The sequence below is a fragment of the Allorhizobium sp. NPDC080224 genome, assembly GCF_050281005.1.
Classification (GTDB): Bacteria; Pseudomonadota; Alphaproteobacteria; order Rhizobiales; family Rhizobiaceae; genus Allorhizobium.
Window position 1 is genome coordinate 163996 of record NZ_JBNNWJ010000003.1, and the last position, 16929, is coordinate 180924.

A 16929-nucleotide genomic window follows, 5' to 3' on the forward strand; every position below is an offset into this window, starting at 1 on the left:
CAGCTTCCGGTAAGGTGGACGGGCGACAAGCTATGACGGGATCTGGAGTTGAAGAGATGCGCGTTCTGTTAATCGAGGATGATTCTGTCTTAGGTGCCGCCATTCGCGATCAGATCCATGCCGATGGTCACTCGGTGGACTGGGTCGTGAGGCTCGACAGTGCAAACGAGGCCTTGATGGCCGCCGCTTATGACCTGGTGTTGCTCGACCTGATGTTACCCGACGGGCTGGGTATTCCGTTCCTCAAGGCGCTACGGTCGCGCGGTGATGTGACCCCGGTCGTCATCTTGACCGCACTGGATCAGGTTTCGGATCGCATCTCGGGACTGAACGCTGGTGCAGACGACTACATGGTCAAGCCATTCGATCTGGCGGAGCTGTCCGCGAGGATCGGCTCGGTGGCTCGTCGATATCACGGCAATCCGAATCCGATCATTTCGCTGGGCCCTTTGATCATCGACCTGGCGGCCCGGAGCGCCTTGCTGGAGGGCAAGGCGGTTATTCTCACCGCTCGCGAATGGGTTCTGTTTGAAGCCTTCCTGCAGAGACCGGGCCAACTCTTGTCAAAGGCCCAACTCGAGGAGCGGCTTTACTCCTTTGACACCGATGTCGACAGCAATGCGATCGAGGTTCATGTCAGTCGACTGCGAAAGAAACTGGGTGCTAAGGTCATCGAGACCGAGCGCGGCCTCGGCTATCGCCTGGGGCGGCCATGACCAATCGCGGCTCGATCCAGCAACGTCTCGCTTTGACAGTCGGGTTGGCAGTCACCCTGCTATGGCTGGCTGCAGCCGCAATCACGGCACATCATTTGAGTGGCGAGATGGAAGTCGTCTATGATGAAGGGCTCAGGGCTACCGCCCAGCGCATCCTCCCGATTGCTCGACACGATCTCCGCGAACGTGGCAATGGTAGAGATATCTATGATCATGAAGAAGATCACCACGAGTCTTCCGACGAAGAGGATGATCTCGATGAACGGGATGCACGTGAAGTCCGCTATGGAGACGAGGTGAGCTTCGTCGTTCGTGACCGTGAGGGCCGCGTCCTCTTGTCCTCAAGAGGAGCCGACCCGTCGATCTTCCCGGCTTATACAGGCCAGGGTTTCGTTACGACATTAACGCATCAGGTATACCTCGATACGAACCCCGATGGAAACCTGACGATTGCAGTCGCCGAGCCGCTGGCGCAGCGCTCTGCGCTATTGCGCCAGATGCTTTTGGGCCTCGTCCTGCCATTGTTTGCAGTCATCCCGCTCAGCCTCTTGGCGATAGCCTTTGTGGTCCGAGGGTCACTCCGCCCTGTCCACGATCTTCGCCTGGAACTCACCCGTCGTGGCGCTCAGGATCTATCACCACTGCCCGACGGGAACGTTCCCCGCGAGCTGATGCCGATATCGGCCGGCATCAATCAGTTGCTGGAGAAATTGAAGGCGGCATTCCTTGCAGAACGCTCGTTCGCGGCCAACACGGCGCATGAGCTGCGCACGCCAGTTGCCGGGGCGATTGCACAGGCACAGCGCATCCGGGCAGAAACGCATGAACCACAGACCTGCCAGCGAGCATCCGAGATTGAAGCCACGCTTAAGCGACTGATGCGCATGTCGGAAAAGCTGATGCAGCTTGCAAGGGCCGAAGGTGGACGCCTGCAGGCGGATCAGTCGTCCGACGTTCGTCCGATCCTTCGACTGATCGCAGAGGACTTCATCCGAACGGGCGAAACCAGGCTCAATCTGGTTCTGCCTGAGAAGCCCGTATTATCGAGGCTCGATCCGGATGCAATCGGAATCTTGTTCAGGAACATGGTCGAGAACGCGCTAAACCACGGATCCAAAGCTGAGAACGTCGTGGGATGTCTTGAGGAGAACGGCACAATCAGCGTGAGCAATGCAGGACCAGTTCTGTCGACCGACTTGATCGACAGGCTATCGCAAAGGTTCGAGCGTGGGCGAACAAGCACCACGGGAAGCGGTCTTGGCCTGTCGATCATCAAGACAATCTCGGATCGGACTGGCATGAAGGCTGAGATCGTATCTCCCAGGCTTGGGCGCACCGATGGCGTGGAGGTCCGGGTCAAGCTTCCCACAGAGTGAGCCCTCTGCGGCTGCGTAGCCATACAACACACAGACCGCCGCAGTTGGGCTTAGGCGGACTTCCGCCACTGCGTCACCGTTGAGTCTCGGGTGGAGACCTGTCCTGTCCGGAAGCGGCTCAACAGCCTTGCCAGCATCTGAGCGCGCTCAGCCAGTTGTTCGCTGGCAGCGTTCTGCTCCTCGACGCTCGCCGCGTTCTGCTGCGTTCCCTGATCGAGCTGATGAACGGCCTGACCAATCTCCTTAACACCAACAGACTGTTCGCGTGCTGCTTCGACAATGGCCAGCACGTTGCGGTCGATCTCCTGAACCCGCGTGACAATGCCATCGAGGGCGGATCCCGTCTGGCGAACGAGATCAACGCCGGATTGCACCTGCGCCGCAGATTTTGAGATGAGCTGCTTGATCTCTTTGGCAGCGGTCGCGGAGCGCTGCGCGAGTTCTCGAACTTCCTGAGCGACGACTGCAAAGCCCTTGCCCGCCTCCCCGGCACGCGCGGCCTCCACGCCAGCGTTAAGTGCCAGAAGGTTAGTTTGGAACGCGATTTCGTCGATGACGCTGATGATTGACGAGATCTCCTTTGAGGAGGCCTCGATCTCCCCCATCGCCACAACGGCATCCTTGACCACTCGTCCGGAATGTTCGGCGCTAGAACGGGTCTCTCTCACAAGATGACCAGCCTCCGTCGCTCGCATGCTTGAATCGCTCACCGTCTGGGTAATCTCTTCGAGGGCCGCCGATGTCTGCTCGAGGGCTGCTGCTTGTTGTTCTGTGCGCTTGGCAATCCCGCCAGCAGTTTCGCGCAGTTCGCTGGCAGTCTGCGCGATCTCACCCGCTGTTCCCGAGATGTCGCCGATCAGATCAGCGAGGGTTGCGATAGCGGCATTGAGATCAAGCCGTGTTGTTTCCATGGATGGGTCGATCGGTGCGGAAACCTGTGAGGTCAGGTTGCCCGCCGCAAGCTCGCGGATCGCGTCTCCCAGTACGCCAACCGATGCCATACGTTTGGTGACATCCGTCGCAAACTTGACGACCCGGTAGATCTCGCCCTTTGAACTGTAGACGGGATTGTAAGTGGCCTGGAGCCAGATCTCGCGTTTGCCTTTGCCAAAGCGCCTGAAGGTATCCGCGAAGGTCTCGCCACCGTTCAGTCGCTCCCAGAACTCACCGTAATCCTTGCTGTCAGCGTAAGCTGGGTCACAAAAGATCCGATGCTTTTTGCCGACGATCTCCTCAAGCGTGTACCCGGTTGCGCCGAGAAAGCTGGAATTGGCTGTAACAATCGTGCCATCGAGATCGAACTCGATGACGGCCACAGATCGCTCCAGAGTCTTCAGGATATTCTCGTTATGGAGAGCTGCGATCTTCGACTTGGTGATGTCGGCGGCAATCTTGACCACACCAACTACTCGGCCCCCGCGAATAACGGGATCATACGAAGCCTCGATCCAGACATCCGACCCTGTCTTCGATACCCGTCTGAACTGTCCATGTTGCGCCTTTCCGGATGCGAGGTCTCGCCAGAATTTCTGGTATTCCGGACGCTCGACTTCGCGCTTCTCGATAAAGATCCGGTGGTGTTGCCCGACGATCTCGCTCAGGCTGTATCCCAGCGCCTGACAGAAATTCTGATTGGCCCCTTTAACCACACCATTTGTGTCAAACCAGATGATGGCATGTGACTGCGAAATAGCATTGAAGAACGAAACTTCCTGGTTGTCAGTAAACGGAAGGCGAAACATCGTCATGATCCTCACGGGTTGATCACACGATTGTTACTCTCCACAGGTTAACGCACCTTAACCAGCTTTCCTAAAGTAGCAATCACTGCTGCGGCTGAATGCCTCATTCAGCGCGTTGCTAAAATGTTCCGAGAGAATTAGTGATGAATTATATAACAGACTGATCTCTTTGACAAAAAACAATTCCGACCAAGGCGCCGATCATCGTTCAATCTCAAGCAAGATCCCTTCCGCAATCACGCATGCGACTGCTTTCCCCATCTCAGGGGAACTTCTTCCCAGTTAGCATGGCGACCAGTTGGTGGCGGTTGCGGATCCCGCTCTGAAACAGGTTGATCAGCAGCTTGGCATTCTCCGATGCTTGCGCTGAGTTGGGCTCCAGTCGCTTGAAAACACATACAGCATGATGGGCACGCTCAAGCATTTCAAGGTCCTCTGGGCGGAGCGGCGGCTCAGCATTCTTCGCTACGTCATTGATCATGGCCGCAACGTAGCGCGCCACGCGCCATTAGCAATGCCGCCATTGGTCGCTTGCCGCAGTTAGACAGTGTCCCCACACTAGACGGGCGTTTGGCCACGAACTTCGCCTGGACAGTGATGCTGCTGAGGTTGCTCATTCACACCACCGATAACTGTCACTCAAAGGCGAGCCTTGCAAAGCGCGCTGGTCAACGGTGATGAGCCGCCTGTGCGAGCTTCGAGAGGCAGGGACAGTCGGCGACGTTATCGTTCACCTTCAAAACTCTGGCCTGCCGCTTCTCGGCGAGGCAGTGAGCCGGATGGAAAACGACCTGGCGATGGCAAAGCAGGGTCAGGAGCCTTTGAGCGATCGCCTTCAAGAACTCGATAAGCACCACGTAGTCCGGTATAGGGAGATCATCGCACTCTGCGAATATCTCGACGGGCACTCGCCCTTCGAGACCAAGCACGGCGTCAAAGGAGACCAGTTTGAGAACGTGCTGGTCGTGTTCGGCCGGGGCTGGTCGGATTACGACTTTAACGCCTTCCTAGAGATGGTGGGTGATCCGCACCGCAATTTACAGAAGCGTGATCGCTACGAGCGCTACCGGAACCTCTTCTACGTCGCGGTATCAAGGCCCAAGCGTCGGCTTGCCCTGCTGTTCACCCAGCGCCTAACGCCGAGCGCCATGACGACTCTAACGAACTGGTTTCATGGTCATCCGATCCAGGATCTCGGTAGCACGCTCTGATGGGGTAGGTTGGTACGACGGGGAAATGCGAGGTCATCGATGATGTCACCCCTTCGCGCAAGCCACGCACGCGACCTATCGCAGGAGGTCAATGGCCCGCTGCATATCAGCCTTTTTGAGTGATTGTTGGCAACGACTGCTTTTGTGCAGTCGCAACGTGAACTCGATGTCCGAAACGGAGGCGCAAAGCTGCCCCTTATCTTCCGCCAGCAATGTCCACTTAGGGCCGACAGTGGATCGCCGCAATCGGTGATGAGCACTATCGTCGGGCTTGGCGTACATGGGCACGGTCGTTGATCCCTTAAAGTCGGCCGTTGCCTCCCTAGATCGGTGTCTCACGCTTGTCGTTGCGCAACGCCCATGAAAAGAAGACGACGAACCATCACGGGAGACGCAGATGGAAGGCGCTATCCAGATTGATAACCGCGGGGACTTCGGTCTCTGGGCAATCGAGGTGGCCAAGTAGATTGTCGCAGATCAGGGGTATGAACTTGCGCGTGCTGCTCGCGATGGCTCCGAGAACGACGTTCGCGTCGCTGGCAACGCTCTTGACCAATCAATCACTAACGCGATGATGGAGGTTTTCGACGAACTGACCGAAGGGGTCGCCGACGAGTGGACGGCTTTTCGAAGCATGACGAGAATTCCCGAAATCACGCCCTGGCGGTCGTCGCTATGCTGATTTCTCCGATGCTCTTCATTGTTCATGTGCGGGCGCTTCGCGACGCTGGAACCTGCTCTGCTCAACGCAAGCCTTCATATCGTTTCGCCGGAACCAGATGGCGCGGCCGCATCTCAGCGGCGGGTTCCCAGCCGTGAAGACGATCTGCTCGTCCGCCCTCATGCGCAGCACTTCGTGCGGTTGGATGAGTGGCCGAGCGGCAAGCTGCTTTGACCGGGTCCGCGAAGAGCCACGCGACTGAAAGCTGCGGCTGACCTGGTCGATCTCGACCGTCGTCATGCCGCAGCGGCGAGAGATGTAGTCTGCTGTTTCCGGATCGTTGATGGCCGCGAAACTGATCCAGCTTGCGCTCTCGAACCACTTGCTCGAGGCGTCGCGCCCGCCGTAGGTTTCGCGCAGCTGGCCGATCGACTGATAGATCATCGTCAGCGTAATGCTGTACTTGCGACCGGCGTCCCGGGCGGTCTCCAAAATCCGCATGTAACCAAGACGGGCGACCTCATCGAGGAGGAAGAGGGCGCGGCCGTCCATTGCGCCGTCGCGGTTATAGATCGCGTTCAGAAACGAGCCGATCACGACGCGTGCCACTCCGCTGTGGGTCTCCAACGTCTTCAGGTCGATATTGATGAACACGTCCGTTTTGCCCGACGCGATATCCTCGGTCCGGAATGTCGAACCTGAAACGAGCGCTGCATAGTTTTGGTATGAGAGCCAATGCGTCTCCTTGATGGCATTGGCATAGACGCCGGAGAAGGTCTCCGGCGTCATGTTGACGAACGCGGCGACGTTCTCTTTCACGAAGTCCGAGCCGGAATTGTCGTATATTTCCTGCAAGCGCTTGCGCAACTGTGGCTCAGGCTCTGCAAGATTGGTTCGGACCTGGCGGAGCGTCTGCTTTTCCTTAGGCGTATGCCCAGACAGGCAAACATCGGCGATGATCGCGGTCAGGAGTTGCAGGCCTGAGGCACGGAAGAAATCGTCGCGGACCCCGCTCGCGCGACCGGTATCGCTCATGATCCATGAGGCGACAGAGGCAATGTCCTCCTCCTTCGTACCGCCATACTGGCCAACCCAGTCGAGTGCATTGAAGCCGGTTGCGGGTTTACGAGGATCGAGGATCCGCACACGTCGCCCCGCCTCTTCCCGATGCCTAGAGACCATTGGGGCGACCTCGTTCGATGGGTCGAGCACGATGAGCGAGCCTCCCCATTTCAGCGCTGTCGGGATCGTCACTGACGTCGTCTTGTAACCGCCCGATCCAGCGAAGACTATGCCGTGCGAAGAACCGAACGATCCGTCGAAGCAGAGCAGCGGGGACTTGCCCCCGGTGCCCCATGTGTCCTTGGTGTCGGCACGAAACGACACGCTGGCAACGCTGTCGCGGTCGACGCGATACCGCTCGCCGACTACAATGCCGCCAGTTGTCGGGAACAGCTTGTCGGCTTCGACAAGTGTCATCCAGTCGGCCTCGCCGTGCAGTGCACGTTTACCAGTGATGCGTTTTGGCGCAGCCCGCGCGAAAGCGGCGTTGCCAACGATCGCCACGCGCACTGCGAAGCAGCCCGACATCAGTGCTGCAGCAGCGCCGATCATGGTCGATGGATCCATATAGGACAGCGCGGATTTGTCCGCTGGTACCTGGGAGGAAAGCGCTGCAAGTCGCACGCCTTCCCGCACGCACGCCGTCAGGATAACTGCGGCGTTTCCTACAGTAGCACCGAGGCTCGCGGCGCGAATGCTGGCTGACCCGGCCGCTGCGAACAGGAAAATCAGGCCGAGGGCGGCAGCCGCCACGTATGGCGCAGCGACCCCTGCCCGTCCCAGGGCAAGCTTTGCAGCCTCGGTCTTTCCGAAGCCGGCAAGCCAGGTCTCGATGCCGGTGAGAGCGAACAGAGCCGCGCCCATGACGGCCACAGGCAGAAGAACGAGAACGATCTTATTCGCCTTCATTGCCGAACACCTCCGCCCCGATCGCCGTCAATCGTGATCGCTCATGGCCGTCGGAGTTCAGCCGGCGCTGCAGGTCTATCAATGCGCCGAGCAGAAGCGCCCGCTTCTCGAAGCGCAGACCCGCTTTGACGATAAGGCCCCCGAGCTCGATCTTCTCGCGCGTGTCCTTCTTGCGGGCGTCCGATGTCGTGGTCCTCGCCATGCGCTCAAGCCTCGCCAAGGCTGCCCGGAGCCTCGCCAGCCGGGTTCGCCGAAGCCTGCCCGGCGCCCGTGCTTCCTCTCCCCTTCCCGTTCTGTCCGGAGCTTTGTGCTGTCGGCCCGCTGCGAAACCGTTTCGCCAGTTCCTCAAGCGCCGCCTGAAGTTCGCTCTCGTCAATCTCGAATTCGCCAAGACCAGCGCGCAGTGCGATGCGGCCGATCCGTTCGGCCTCCCTGGTTTCTGCTGCCTTGAGCTGATCCTGGAGCTTGGCAATTTCTTCGCGGATCTTGGAGGATGGTTTCTTCATCTTTGGATTGTCCCTGTTGCCTGCTTGTTGTGGTTCACGCTGCGAGAGTCGTTCAGATCGGCGTGCCAATCTACTAACAGAAATGCGAGTAGGCGGAGCCTACGCTTTTGAGCATCATCCCGTCCGTTCGTAAGGACGGATCCGAAGGGCGCAATTATACGTCGCTGATGCGACGCTTTGCTTTTGGACCCTCGCGGGGCCTTCCGATCCTCACGAACACGTTGATTTTGTTCGAATGAAGGAGCTAGCCTGGTCATGGCCGTCCCGCATTTTTCAGTCAGCATCGTCGCCCGCGGCTCCGGCCGCAGCGCCGTGCTGTCGGCGGCCTACCGGCATTGCGCCAAGATGGACTATGAGCGGGAAGCAAGGACGATCGATTACACCCGCAAGCAGGGCCTGCTTCATGAGGAGTTTGTCATCCCGGCCGATGCGCCGGAATGGTTGCAATCGATGATTGCCGATCGGTCTGTCTCGGGAGCGTCGGAAGCGTTCTGGAACAAGGTTGAGGAGTTTGAGAAACGGTCTGATGCGCAGCTTGCAAAGGATGTCACCATCGCCTTGCCGATAGAGCTGTCGGTCGAGCAGAACATCGAGCTCGTGCGGGATTTCGTGGCAAGACACATAACGTCCGAGGGCATGGTGGCCGACTGGGTCTTTCATGATGCACCAGGCAATCCGCACATCCATCTGATGACAACCTTGCGGCCGCTTACCGTAGACGGTTTCGGTGCGAAGAAGGTGGCCGTCGTGGGACCGGACGGCAAAGCGCTGCGCAATGACAGCGGCAAAATCGTCTATGAGCTCTGGGCGGGTGGGCTCGATGACTTCAACGCGTTTCGCGATGGCTGGTTTGCCTGCCAGAACCAGCATCTGGCACTTGCGGGCTTCGATGTCAGGATCGATGGCCGGTCCTTTGAGAAGCAGGGAATTGAGCTGACGCCCACCATCCATCTTGGTGTTGGCACGAAGGCGATCGAGCGGAAGGCGGTCGGTGCGGAGGAGAAAGCTGCGCTCGAACGGCTGGAGCTGCAGGAAGAGCGGCGAGTAGAGAACGCCCAACGGATCCAGCGCAATCCAGCGATCGTTCTCGACCTGATCACGCGGGAGAAGAGTGTCTTCGACGAACGCGATGTCGCCAAGGTCCTACATCGCTATATCGACGATGCGGGCCTCTTCCGAAGCTTGATGGCGCGCATCCTGCAATCTCCTGAGACCCTTCGGCTTGATCGCGAGCGAGTGGACTTTGCAACCGGAGTTCGGGCGCCGGCAAAATACACGACGCGCGAGCTGATCCGTCTTGAAGCCGAGATGGCGAACCGCGCGATCTGGCTCTCGCAGCGGTCTTCGCATGGCGTCCGGCAACCGGTGCTCGAGGCGATCTTCGCGCACCATGAACGGCTCTCCGATGAGCAGAAAGTCGCCATCGAACATGTCGTTGGTGTTGAGCGGTTTGCCGCCGTGATCGGCCGCGCAGGTGCTGGCAAGACTACGATGATGAAGGCGGCGCGTGACGCCTGGGAAGCGGCCGGCTATCGCGTCGTCGGTGGTGCGCTTGCCGGCAAGGCGGCTGAAGGTCTGGAGAAGGAAGCGGGCATCGTATCCCGTACCCTGTCGTCCTGGGAACTCCGCTGGGATCAGGGTCGCGGGCAACTCGACCACAAGACGGTTTTCGTTCTGGACGAGGCTGGCATGGTGTCGTCGCGGCAAATGGCGACGTTCGTCGAAGCTGTCACCAAAGCTGGCGCCAAGCTCGTGCTAGTCGGCGATCCGGAGCAGCTTCAACCGATCGAAGCGGGTGCTGCCTTCCGCGCTATTGCCGATCGCATCGGCTATGCCGAACTCGAAACAATCTATCGCCAGCGTGAGCAATGGATGCGAGACGCATCGCTCGATCTCGCGCGCGGCCATGTCGGCAAAGCGATTGCAGCCTATCAGTCGAATGGCAAGATGATTGGCTCAGAGCTGAAGACGGATGCGGTCACCAACCTCATCGCCGACTGGAACCGCGACTACGATCCTGCCAAGTCCACATTGATCCTTGCGCACCTGCGCCGTGACGTCCGCATGCTGAACGAGCTGGCGCGCACAAAGCTGATCGAGCGCGGCATTATCGAGCACGGTTCGCCGTTCAAGACAGCCGACGGTGTTAGAAGCTTTGCAGCCGGCGACCAGATCGTCTTCCTGAAGAACGAAGGCGCGCTTGACGTCAAGAACGGCATGCTGGGCAAGGTGCTGGAAGCCACACCGGGTCGGATCGTGGCGGTGATCGGCGAGGGTGATCATCAGGGGCAGGTCACGGTCGAACAGCGCTTCTACAACAACGTCGATCTCGGCTACGCGACCACGGTGCACAAGAGCCAGGGTGCAACGGTAGACCGGGTCAAGGTGCTGGCCTCCCTCTCGCTGGATCGTCACCTCACCTATGTGGCGATGACCCGTCACCGTGAGGATCTCGGCGTCTATTACGGCCGCCGATCCTTCGCCAAGGCTGGCGGTCTGGTCGAGATCCTGTCGCGCAGGAATTCCAAGGAAACGACGCTCGATTACGCCGGCGGCAGCATCTACGGCCAAGCCCTGCGCTTTGCCGAGGCGCGCGGCCTTCACATCGTCAACGTTGCCAGAACCGTCGCGCTTGACCGTCTCGAATGGACGATCCGGCAGAAGCAAAAGCTGTTCGATCTCGCCGGCAAGCTTGCGGCCATCGGCGCCAAACTCGGCCTCGCAGCATCGACGGCCAATACCGTTCCCACTGCAGCAAAGGAGACGAAGCCCATGGTGGCCGGTATCACCACCTTCCCAAAAACGATCGATCAGGCCGTCGAGGACAAGCTCGCCGTCGACCCAGCGCTTAAGAAGCAATGGGAAGAAGTCTCGATGCGCTTCATCCAAGTCTACGCCCAGCCGGAAAGCGCCTTCAAAGCCGTCAATGTCGATGCGATGTTGCGCGACCAGGCAGTTGCGGAAAATACCATCGCCAGAATTGCCAGCGAGCCTGAAACCTTCGGTGCCCTTAAGGGCAAGACGGGTCTACTCGTCAGCCGCAGCGACAAGGTCGACCGGGACCGGGCGCTGAAGAATGTGACACCGCTCGCGGACAGCATCAGCGATTATCTCCGCCAGCGTGGCGATGCCGAACGGCGAAATCACGCCGAGGAGCTGGCAGTCCGCAGGCAGGTCGCGCTGGAGATCCCTGCCCTCTCGTCCAATGCGAAGACCGTGCTGGAACGCGTCCGTGATGCCATCGACCGCAACGACCTGCCTTCGGGTCTTGAATACGCGCTCGCCGACAAAATGGTGAAGGCTGAACTGGAAGGTTTCGCGAAGGCGGTTACCGAACGTTTCGGAGAGAGAACCTTCCTGCCCCTGGCTGCGAAGGATGCCAGCGGCGAGGCATTCCGGCGCGTGACTTCAGGCATGAATGCTGCCCAAAAGAGTGAAGTGCAACAGGCCTGGAATACGATGCGGACGGTGCAGCAGCTGTCCGCCCATGAGCGCAGCGTGACGGCGCTCAAGCAGGCGGAAGCATTGCGCCAGACGAGATCCCAGGGGCTCTCTCTCAAATGAAGATGCGCCATCGACATAAAGAGCTCTTGCGCATGAAGCGGCTCGTTTGGTTCTATCGGATCAGCAGCGTCGGCCTGTTCACACTTGGCCTCATTGTGCTGCTCGGAGGTCAGGGCTTCAGGTTCAATCTGACGCCGAGCGAACCGCTGGGCCTGTGGCGGATCGTCGAGCCTGATCGTCCGGTCCTTGTTGGCGATCTCATCTTTATCTGCCCACCCGCCACCGGCGAGATGCGTGAAGCGCGCGCGCGTGGATATCTGCGTTTCGGCCTCTGCGCCGGCCGCGTAGCGCCTCTGATCAAGACGGTCGTAGCGACATCTGGACATGTGATCGAGATCCATGACGATGTCCGCATCGATGGTCGGCCACTTTCTCACTCGCGTGTTGCACGGACCGATGGCCAGAGGCGTGAGATGGTGCACTACGATGGCGGTGTCGTTCCGCCTGGCGCGGTCTTTCTCCATTCCGAGTTTCCGGGATCCTTCGACAGCCGGTACTTCGGCCCTCTGCCGATGGATGGAATACTCGGCCTGGCGCAGGAGGTCTGGACCTATGCGCCCTGATCTCTTGCGGAATGTTGCCCTCGTCGCACTGTCCACCAGCGCGGGATGGATCGGTTGGAGTGGTAATGTGCTTCTCTTGCCCGTCGCAGCTGCTTTCCCCGTGTTCTGGTCCCTGACACGCACGCGTCTGCAGGCAACGGCGATCTCTGCTGCCTACTTCCTCGCGGCATCGAGGGGTTTGCCGCAGGGCGTGGTAAATTTCTATTCATCGGATATCTGGCCCGGACTCCTGCTTTGGCTGGTCGCTTCAAGCGCCTTCGTTACGGTCCATTCGGTGCTCTGGATGGATGGCCAGGGATGGCAGAAGCCGGGTCGCTACCTGGCCGCATGCATCGCAATGGCGATCCCGCCTTTCGGCATTCTTGGATGGGCGCATCCGATCACTGCCGCGGGCGCTCTGTTTCCCGGCTGGGGATGGTGGGGTTTGGGAGCGATGGCAGCCGGCCTGATCGTTATGACAACGCGGTATCGGCCGGCTGCAGCCTTGGCCATGGCAGGCTTCTGGCTCTGGTCCGCCGCTGAGTGGACGCCGCCGAGCCTACCTGCGTCGTGGATAGGTGTCGACCTCGAAATGGGCGCGTCTCTCGGGCGCGAAGTTGACCTCAACCGACAACAGGAGCTGATCGACGTTGTCCGAGCCCAACCGCCTAGTACAACGGTCGTGCTGCCGGAAAGTGCGCTTGGCTTCTGGACGCCGACTGTTGCCCGCGTCTGGCAGCGATCTCTCGCGGATAAGGGCATTACTGTCATCGCGGGAGCGGCCGTCATCGACAGCCAAGGCTATGACAATGTGCTCGTCAAACTGTCGGCTGATGGAACCGATATCCTCTATCTGGAGCGGATGCCGGTGCCCGGATCGATGTGGCAGCCGTGGCGAGGTTGGGCTGGCGATCAAGGTGGCGCCCGGGCTCATTTCTTTGCCAATCCGGCTGTCGATGTCGGCAACCTGAGTGTGGCGCCGCTGATCTGCTACGAGCAGCTTCTCGTCTGGCCAATCCTGCAATCGGCTTTCCACCGACCCGATTCCATCGTCGCAGTCGGAAACGGCTGGTGGACTGCAGGCACGGCCATTATCGACATTCAGCGGGCGAGCAGTGAGGCCTGGGCTCGCCTGTTCGACCTGCCTCTCGTTATCTCATTCAACATCTGAAACATGGAGCTCGCATGCTGGATGCTGCGTTGATCAAGGAATGTGCCGATCCATCGTTGAAGCCGGCTATCGTCGAGCAGTTTGTCCGGGCGGTCGGCTCCGAGGACCCGCTCGCGATTACGGTCAAATCTGGCGGCCGACTGATCCTCGTTCCCAAACCGAAAAAGCCCGAGGAAGCGATCGAGATTGTTCGCGAGAACATAGGTGGTTCTATCGTGCGGGTGGGCCTGACCCAGATTCCGGCGGGAATCGGTCTGAAGGACGCGTCGGAGCTGAAGGCTGATCTGGTTGACCCCTGCGCGAATCTGCGCATGGGCACGACGATGTTTGCCAAGATCCTTCGCATCGTCGCGAAATGGTATGGAAACCCGACGAGCGAGGAGGTCTTTCTGCAGCTCTTCGACGATGCTGTCCATGCCTGGCAGACCGGAAAGTTCGAGGGTGAGAGCGTGTTCCAGGCGGAGGACGCAGGTGGCGCGGTCGTGCAAAAATCAGAGGATGGCGATGATGCAGAAGAGGCTCCGGAGGCCGACGCCACGCCCCAGGTGAAAGAAGAGCCGTCGAAGCCTGACGATGCCGGCATTCGGATCGATCTGACGAGGATCGGCGGTCAGAAGTGATGTCATTCAAGATCGGATGTCTGTTAGATTACAAACGGACGGAATCTCACTTTAAATCGGACGCTCATTGAGTTAAGAATGGCCGTATGACGGATCATTCGAATTTGAAGCCCCTTGTCGATCGTAAAGCGTTACCTCTCGTGGAGGCAGCTCTAGTAGACACCCGTGTCGTTTTGATTTCTGGGCCCCGGCAGGCGGGCAAGACGACGCTCGCGCGTATGTTCGCCAACGAGGATCGGCCATACATCACATTGGATGATGTAGGTACCTTGAACGCTGCGAAGGCCGACCCGACCGGGTTTATTCGAGGGATCAAGCGCGGGGTTATCGACGAGGTCCAACGAGCCCCCGATCTGATACTTGCGGTCAAGGCAAGCGTGGATGACGATCAGGAGCCGGGACGGTTTTTGCTAACGGGCTCAGCTAATCTCGCGACCATTCCGGCTATTGCCGACTCGCTCGCCGGCCGGATGGCCGTCATTCCGCTTTTTCCCTTCGCGCAGGCTGAAATCCGTAAGCGGCAAGGAGACGCCATCTGGCGTCGCTGATGCTGGGCAGGGTATTCCGGACATACGAGTTCTCTGAATGTGAGGATCTATGTCTAGGCCTGCGGCTAGCCTTGGATTGATGCGAATGATTGAGGCGGTGCCCGATCGCCTTGACGGGTCGCCGCGACAGTTGCGGCGGTTCTGGTCCGACGAATTCAAGGCCACAGCGGTTGAGCAGGCCTGTCAGCCCGGTGTGAACATGTCGGCAGTCGCGCGGCAGATTGGGATCCTGCCATCTCAACTCTACCGTTGGCGTAGAGAACTGTTGGCCAGTGAGGAGCCTGGGCAACCAACGCCGGCAGTCGAAAGGCAGAGCGCCGCACCAGGCCCCGACTCCGTCGTCGAAATCGTAATTGGCGGTATCGTCGTGCGGGCCGACCGACATGTCGAAGAAGTGCATCTGCAGCGCGTGATCCGGGCGGTTCGCTCAGCATGATCCCCGCAGGTGTAAAGGTCTTCCTCGCCAGCCATCCCATCGACTTCCGCAAAGGGCCGGACAGCTTGCTGTCGTTGGTGCGCGATGCCGGCAATGATCCATTCAATGGCTCCCTTTATGTCTTCCGGGCGAAGCGGGCCGACCGGGTCAAGATCGTCTGGTGGGATGGATCAGGGATCTGCCTCTACTCGAAGCGGTTGGAGAAGGCGCAGTTCTGTTGGCCGCGGATCGGGCACAACCGGGTGCAGCTCAACCATGCCCAGCTCATGGCGCTCGTTGATGGCATGGACTGGAAACGGGTCCGCTCGGTGGCGGTGAAGCCGCCGGAGATTGTTGGGTAAAGGCCTGCGGCGAAGTGAATCGACCGCCTGAAAGGGCAGGAAAACCGGAGCAAAATGTGCTCTGGTAGGCCTTATGACGCCGCCCGATTTGCAGCTCCCCGATGATGTAGAGACCCTGAAGGCCATGGTCCTTGCCATGGCCGAGAAAGCTGCGCGCACCGATGCTCTCGAGAGCGAGGTCGCAGATCTGAAGGCCAGAAACGCAGATGCTGATGAACGCATCGAACGACTGACCCAGATCCTGAAAGCCTTCGATCGTGCCCGCTTTGGCCGGCGATCGGAGAAGCTTGCATCTCCGACGATCGATGATGAGCAGCAGGCTTTTGTCTTCGAGGAAATCGAGACCGGGATTGCTGCAATCCGAGCCAAGGTGAACAAAGGTGCCGCTGATCCGGATGGGAAACGTGCACCCCGGCCACGCAAGGGCTTTGCACCTCATCTGGAACGGGTCGAAGTCGTGATCGAGCCAGATGAATTGCCCGAGCACGTCGGCAAACAGAAGGTGCTGATCGGAGAGGACGTCTCGGAGCGGCTGGACGTCGTACCGGCGAAGTTCCGCGTCATCGTCACCCGCCGGCCGAAGTATGCCTTCAAAAACGAGGACGGCGTCATTCAAGCTTCCGCGCCCGCGCACATCATCGAGGGCGGCATTCCGACGGAAGCGCTTCTCGCCCAGATCGCGGTCTCGAAGTATGCCGATGGCCTTCCGCTCTATCGGCAGGAGGCAATCTACGCCCGCGACAAGGTCGAGTTGGACCGGAAGCTGATGGCTCAATGGATGGGCAAGCTCGGCTTTGAGCTCGATATCCTGGCCGACTACATTCTAGCCGAGATCAAGAAGGCGGAGCGCATCTTTGCTGACGAGACGACGTTGCCCACGCTCGCGCCCGGATCCGGATCGGCCAAGACGGCCTGGCTTTGGGCCTATGCCCGAGACGACAGACCCTTCGGTGGCAGTGGTCCGCCGATGGTCGCCTATCGCTTCGAAGATAGCCGCGCTGGCGACCGGGTCGCCCGGCATCTGAGTGGCTATCGCGGTATCCTTCAGGTGGACGGGCACGGTGCCTATAACAAGCTCGCCCGATCCGACGGCGGCAATGATGGCGTGATACTCGCCGGCTGCTGGTCCCATAGTAGGCGCAAGTTCTACGAGCTCCACGCCTCGGATAGTTCCAGGATCGCCACCGAGACGGTGGATCTAATGGCAAAGCTCTGGGAGGTGGAAGCAGCAGCGCGGGGGCAGAGCCCTGACGGCCGTGTCGCGGCGCGCCAGGCGACATCTGCTGCTGTAGTCAACGAGCTCTTCGCCCTCTGGCAGAGGACCCTGCCGCGGATCTCCGGCAAGTCGAAGCTCGCTGAGGCGATCCGCTATGCCACCTCGCGTCGCTCCATCTTCGAGCGCTTCCTCACCGACGGCCGCATCGAGCTTGACTCCAACATCGTTGAGCGCGCCATCAGGCCCCAGACAATTACGCGAAAGAACAGTCTCTTCGCTGGCAGCGATGGCGGCGGAAGGACCTGGGC

At 59.6% G+C, this 16929-nt stretch carries 15 protein-coding genes and 2 pseudogenes; 12 read left to right on the plus strand and 5 right to left on the minus strand.

The features are described 5' to 3' along the window. The first annotated feature begins 56 nt into the window (after nucleotides 1–56). Both ACQKP1_RS21380 and ACQKP1_RS21385 read left to right on the plus strand, forming a co-directional pair. Nucleotides 57–716: a response regulator transcription factor gene (locus tag ACQKP1_RS21380; RefSeq protein ID WP_427276940.1), complete on the plus strand. Its 660-nt coding sequence runs from the start codon at nucleotides 57–59 to the stop codon at nucleotides 714–716. Beyond that, nucleotides 713–2092 carry a sensor histidine kinase gene (locus tag ACQKP1_RS21385; RefSeq protein ID WP_427276922.1) on the plus strand — a complete coding sequence of 460 codons (1380 nt, stop codon included), beginning with the start codon at nucleotides 713–715 and terminating at the stop codon, nucleotides 2090–2092. Before ACQKP1_RS21380 ends, ACQKP1_RS21385 begins: the two co-directional genes overlap by 4 nt. A 50-nt stretch (nucleotides 2093–2142) precedes the next feature. On the opposite strand, the gene ACQKP1_RS21390 is transcribed toward ACQKP1_RS21385, so the two are convergent. Next, nucleotides 2143–3834: a methyl-accepting chemotaxis protein gene (locus ACQKP1_RS21390; RefSeq protein WP_427276923.1), complete on the minus strand. Its 1692-nt coding sequence runs from the start codon at nucleotides 3832–3834 to the stop codon at nucleotides 2143–2145. A gap of 262 nt (nucleotides 3835–4096) precedes the next feature. Then, on the minus strand, nucleotides 4097–4315 hold the full coding sequence (locus tag ACQKP1_RS21395) for a hypothetical protein (protein WP_427276924.1): 219 nt from the start codon (nucleotides 4313–4315) through the stop codon (nucleotides 4097–4099). 196 nt (nucleotides 4316–4511) lie between these two features. Between ACQKP1_RS21395 and ACQKP1_RS21400 the strand changes: the two genes are divergently transcribed. Further along, complete coding sequence (locus tag ACQKP1_RS21400; RefSeq protein ID WP_427276925.1) at nucleotides 4512–5045, plus strand: hypothetical protein; 534 nt, start codon at nucleotides 4512–4514, stop codon at nucleotides 5043–5045. Nucleotides 5046–5442: 397 nt separating this feature from the next. Continuing rightward, nucleotides 5443–5727 (plus strand): annotated as a pseudogene (locus ACQKP1_RS21405) (hypothetical protein). Between the two features lie 15 nt (nucleotides 5728–5742). Here the strand turns inward: ACQKP1_RS21405 and traG are convergent. Genes traG through traC form a run of 3 tightly spaced genes read right to left on the minus strand, consistent with a single transcriptional unit; the run spans nucleotide 5743 to nucleotide 8183 of the window. Next, the gene (traG, locus tag ACQKP1_RS21410; RefSeq protein ID WP_427276926.1) at nucleotides 5743–7677 is read right to left on the minus strand and encodes a Ti-type conjugative transfer system protein TraG; all 1935 of its coding nucleotides are present in this window, start codon (nucleotides 7675–7677) and stop codon (nucleotides 5743–5745) included. Next, nucleotides 7664–7879: a type IV conjugative transfer system coupling protein TraD gene (gene traD, locus ACQKP1_RS21415; protein WP_136542986.1), complete on the minus strand. Its 216-nt coding sequence runs from the start codon at nucleotides 7877–7879 to the stop codon at nucleotides 7664–7666. The genes traG and traD overlap by 14 nt, the downstream gene beginning before the upstream one ends. Nucleotides 7880–7883: 4 nt before the next feature. Further along, complete coding sequence (traC, locus tag ACQKP1_RS21420; RefSeq protein ID WP_136542987.1) at nucleotides 7884–8183, minus strand: conjugal transfer protein TraC; 300 nt, start codon at nucleotides 8181–8183, stop codon at nucleotides 7884–7886. Between the two features lie 255 nt (nucleotides 8184–8438). Between traC and traA the strand changes: the two genes are divergently transcribed. From traA to tnpC, 8 genes and pseudogenes are all read left to right on the plus strand, one after another. Then, nucleotides 8439–11747 carry a Ti-type conjugative transfer relaxase TraA gene (gene traA, locus ACQKP1_RS21425; protein WP_427276927.1) on the plus strand — a complete coding sequence of 1103 codons (3309 nt, stop codon included), beginning with the start codon at nucleotides 8439–8441 and terminating at the stop codon, nucleotides 11745–11747. 32 nt (nucleotides 11748–11779) lie between these two features. Further along, nucleotides 11780–12310, plus strand: coding sequence for a conjugative transfer signal peptidase TraF (gene traF / locus ACQKP1_RS21430; RefSeq protein ID WP_427207452.1), 531 nt, complete (start codon nucleotides 11780–11782; stop codon nucleotides 12308–12310). Then, nucleotides 12300–13460 (plus strand): conjugal transfer protein TraB, encoded by a 1161-nt coding sequence (locus ACQKP1_RS21435; RefSeq protein WP_427276928.1) that lies wholly within the window; start codon nucleotides 12300–12302, stop codon nucleotides 13458–13460. The genes traF and ACQKP1_RS21435 overlap by 11 nt, the downstream gene beginning before the upstream one ends. A gap of 14 nt (nucleotides 13461–13474) precedes the next feature. After that, nucleotides 13475–14080: a TraH family protein gene (locus tag ACQKP1_RS21440; protein WP_427276929.1), complete on the plus strand. Its 606-nt coding sequence runs from the start codon at nucleotides 13475–13477 to the stop codon at nucleotides 14078–14080. Between the two features lie 86 nt (nucleotides 14081–14166). Further along, a pseudogene (locus tag ACQKP1_RS21445) lies at nucleotides 14167–14607 on the plus strand (ATP-binding protein); the annotation flags it as partial. Between the two features lie 106 nt (nucleotides 14608–14713). Next, nucleotides 14714–15064 carry a transposase gene (locus ACQKP1_RS21450; protein WP_427276930.1) on the plus strand — a complete coding sequence of 117 codons (351 nt, stop codon included), beginning with the start codon at nucleotides 14714–14716 and terminating at the stop codon, nucleotides 15062–15064. Beyond that, entirely contained in the window at nucleotides 15061–15405 is a 345-nt protein-coding gene (gene tnpB, locus ACQKP1_RS21455) for an IS66 family insertion sequence element accessory protein TnpB (RefSeq protein ID WP_136600457.1), read from the plus strand. Before ACQKP1_RS21450 ends, tnpB begins: the two co-directional genes overlap by 4 nt. A gap of 73 nt (nucleotides 15406–15478) precedes the next feature. Then, nucleotides 15479–16929 (plus strand): IS66 family transposase (gene tnpC / locus ACQKP1_RS21460; protein WP_427276931.1); only part of this gene is annotated, 1451 nt, incomplete at its 3' end.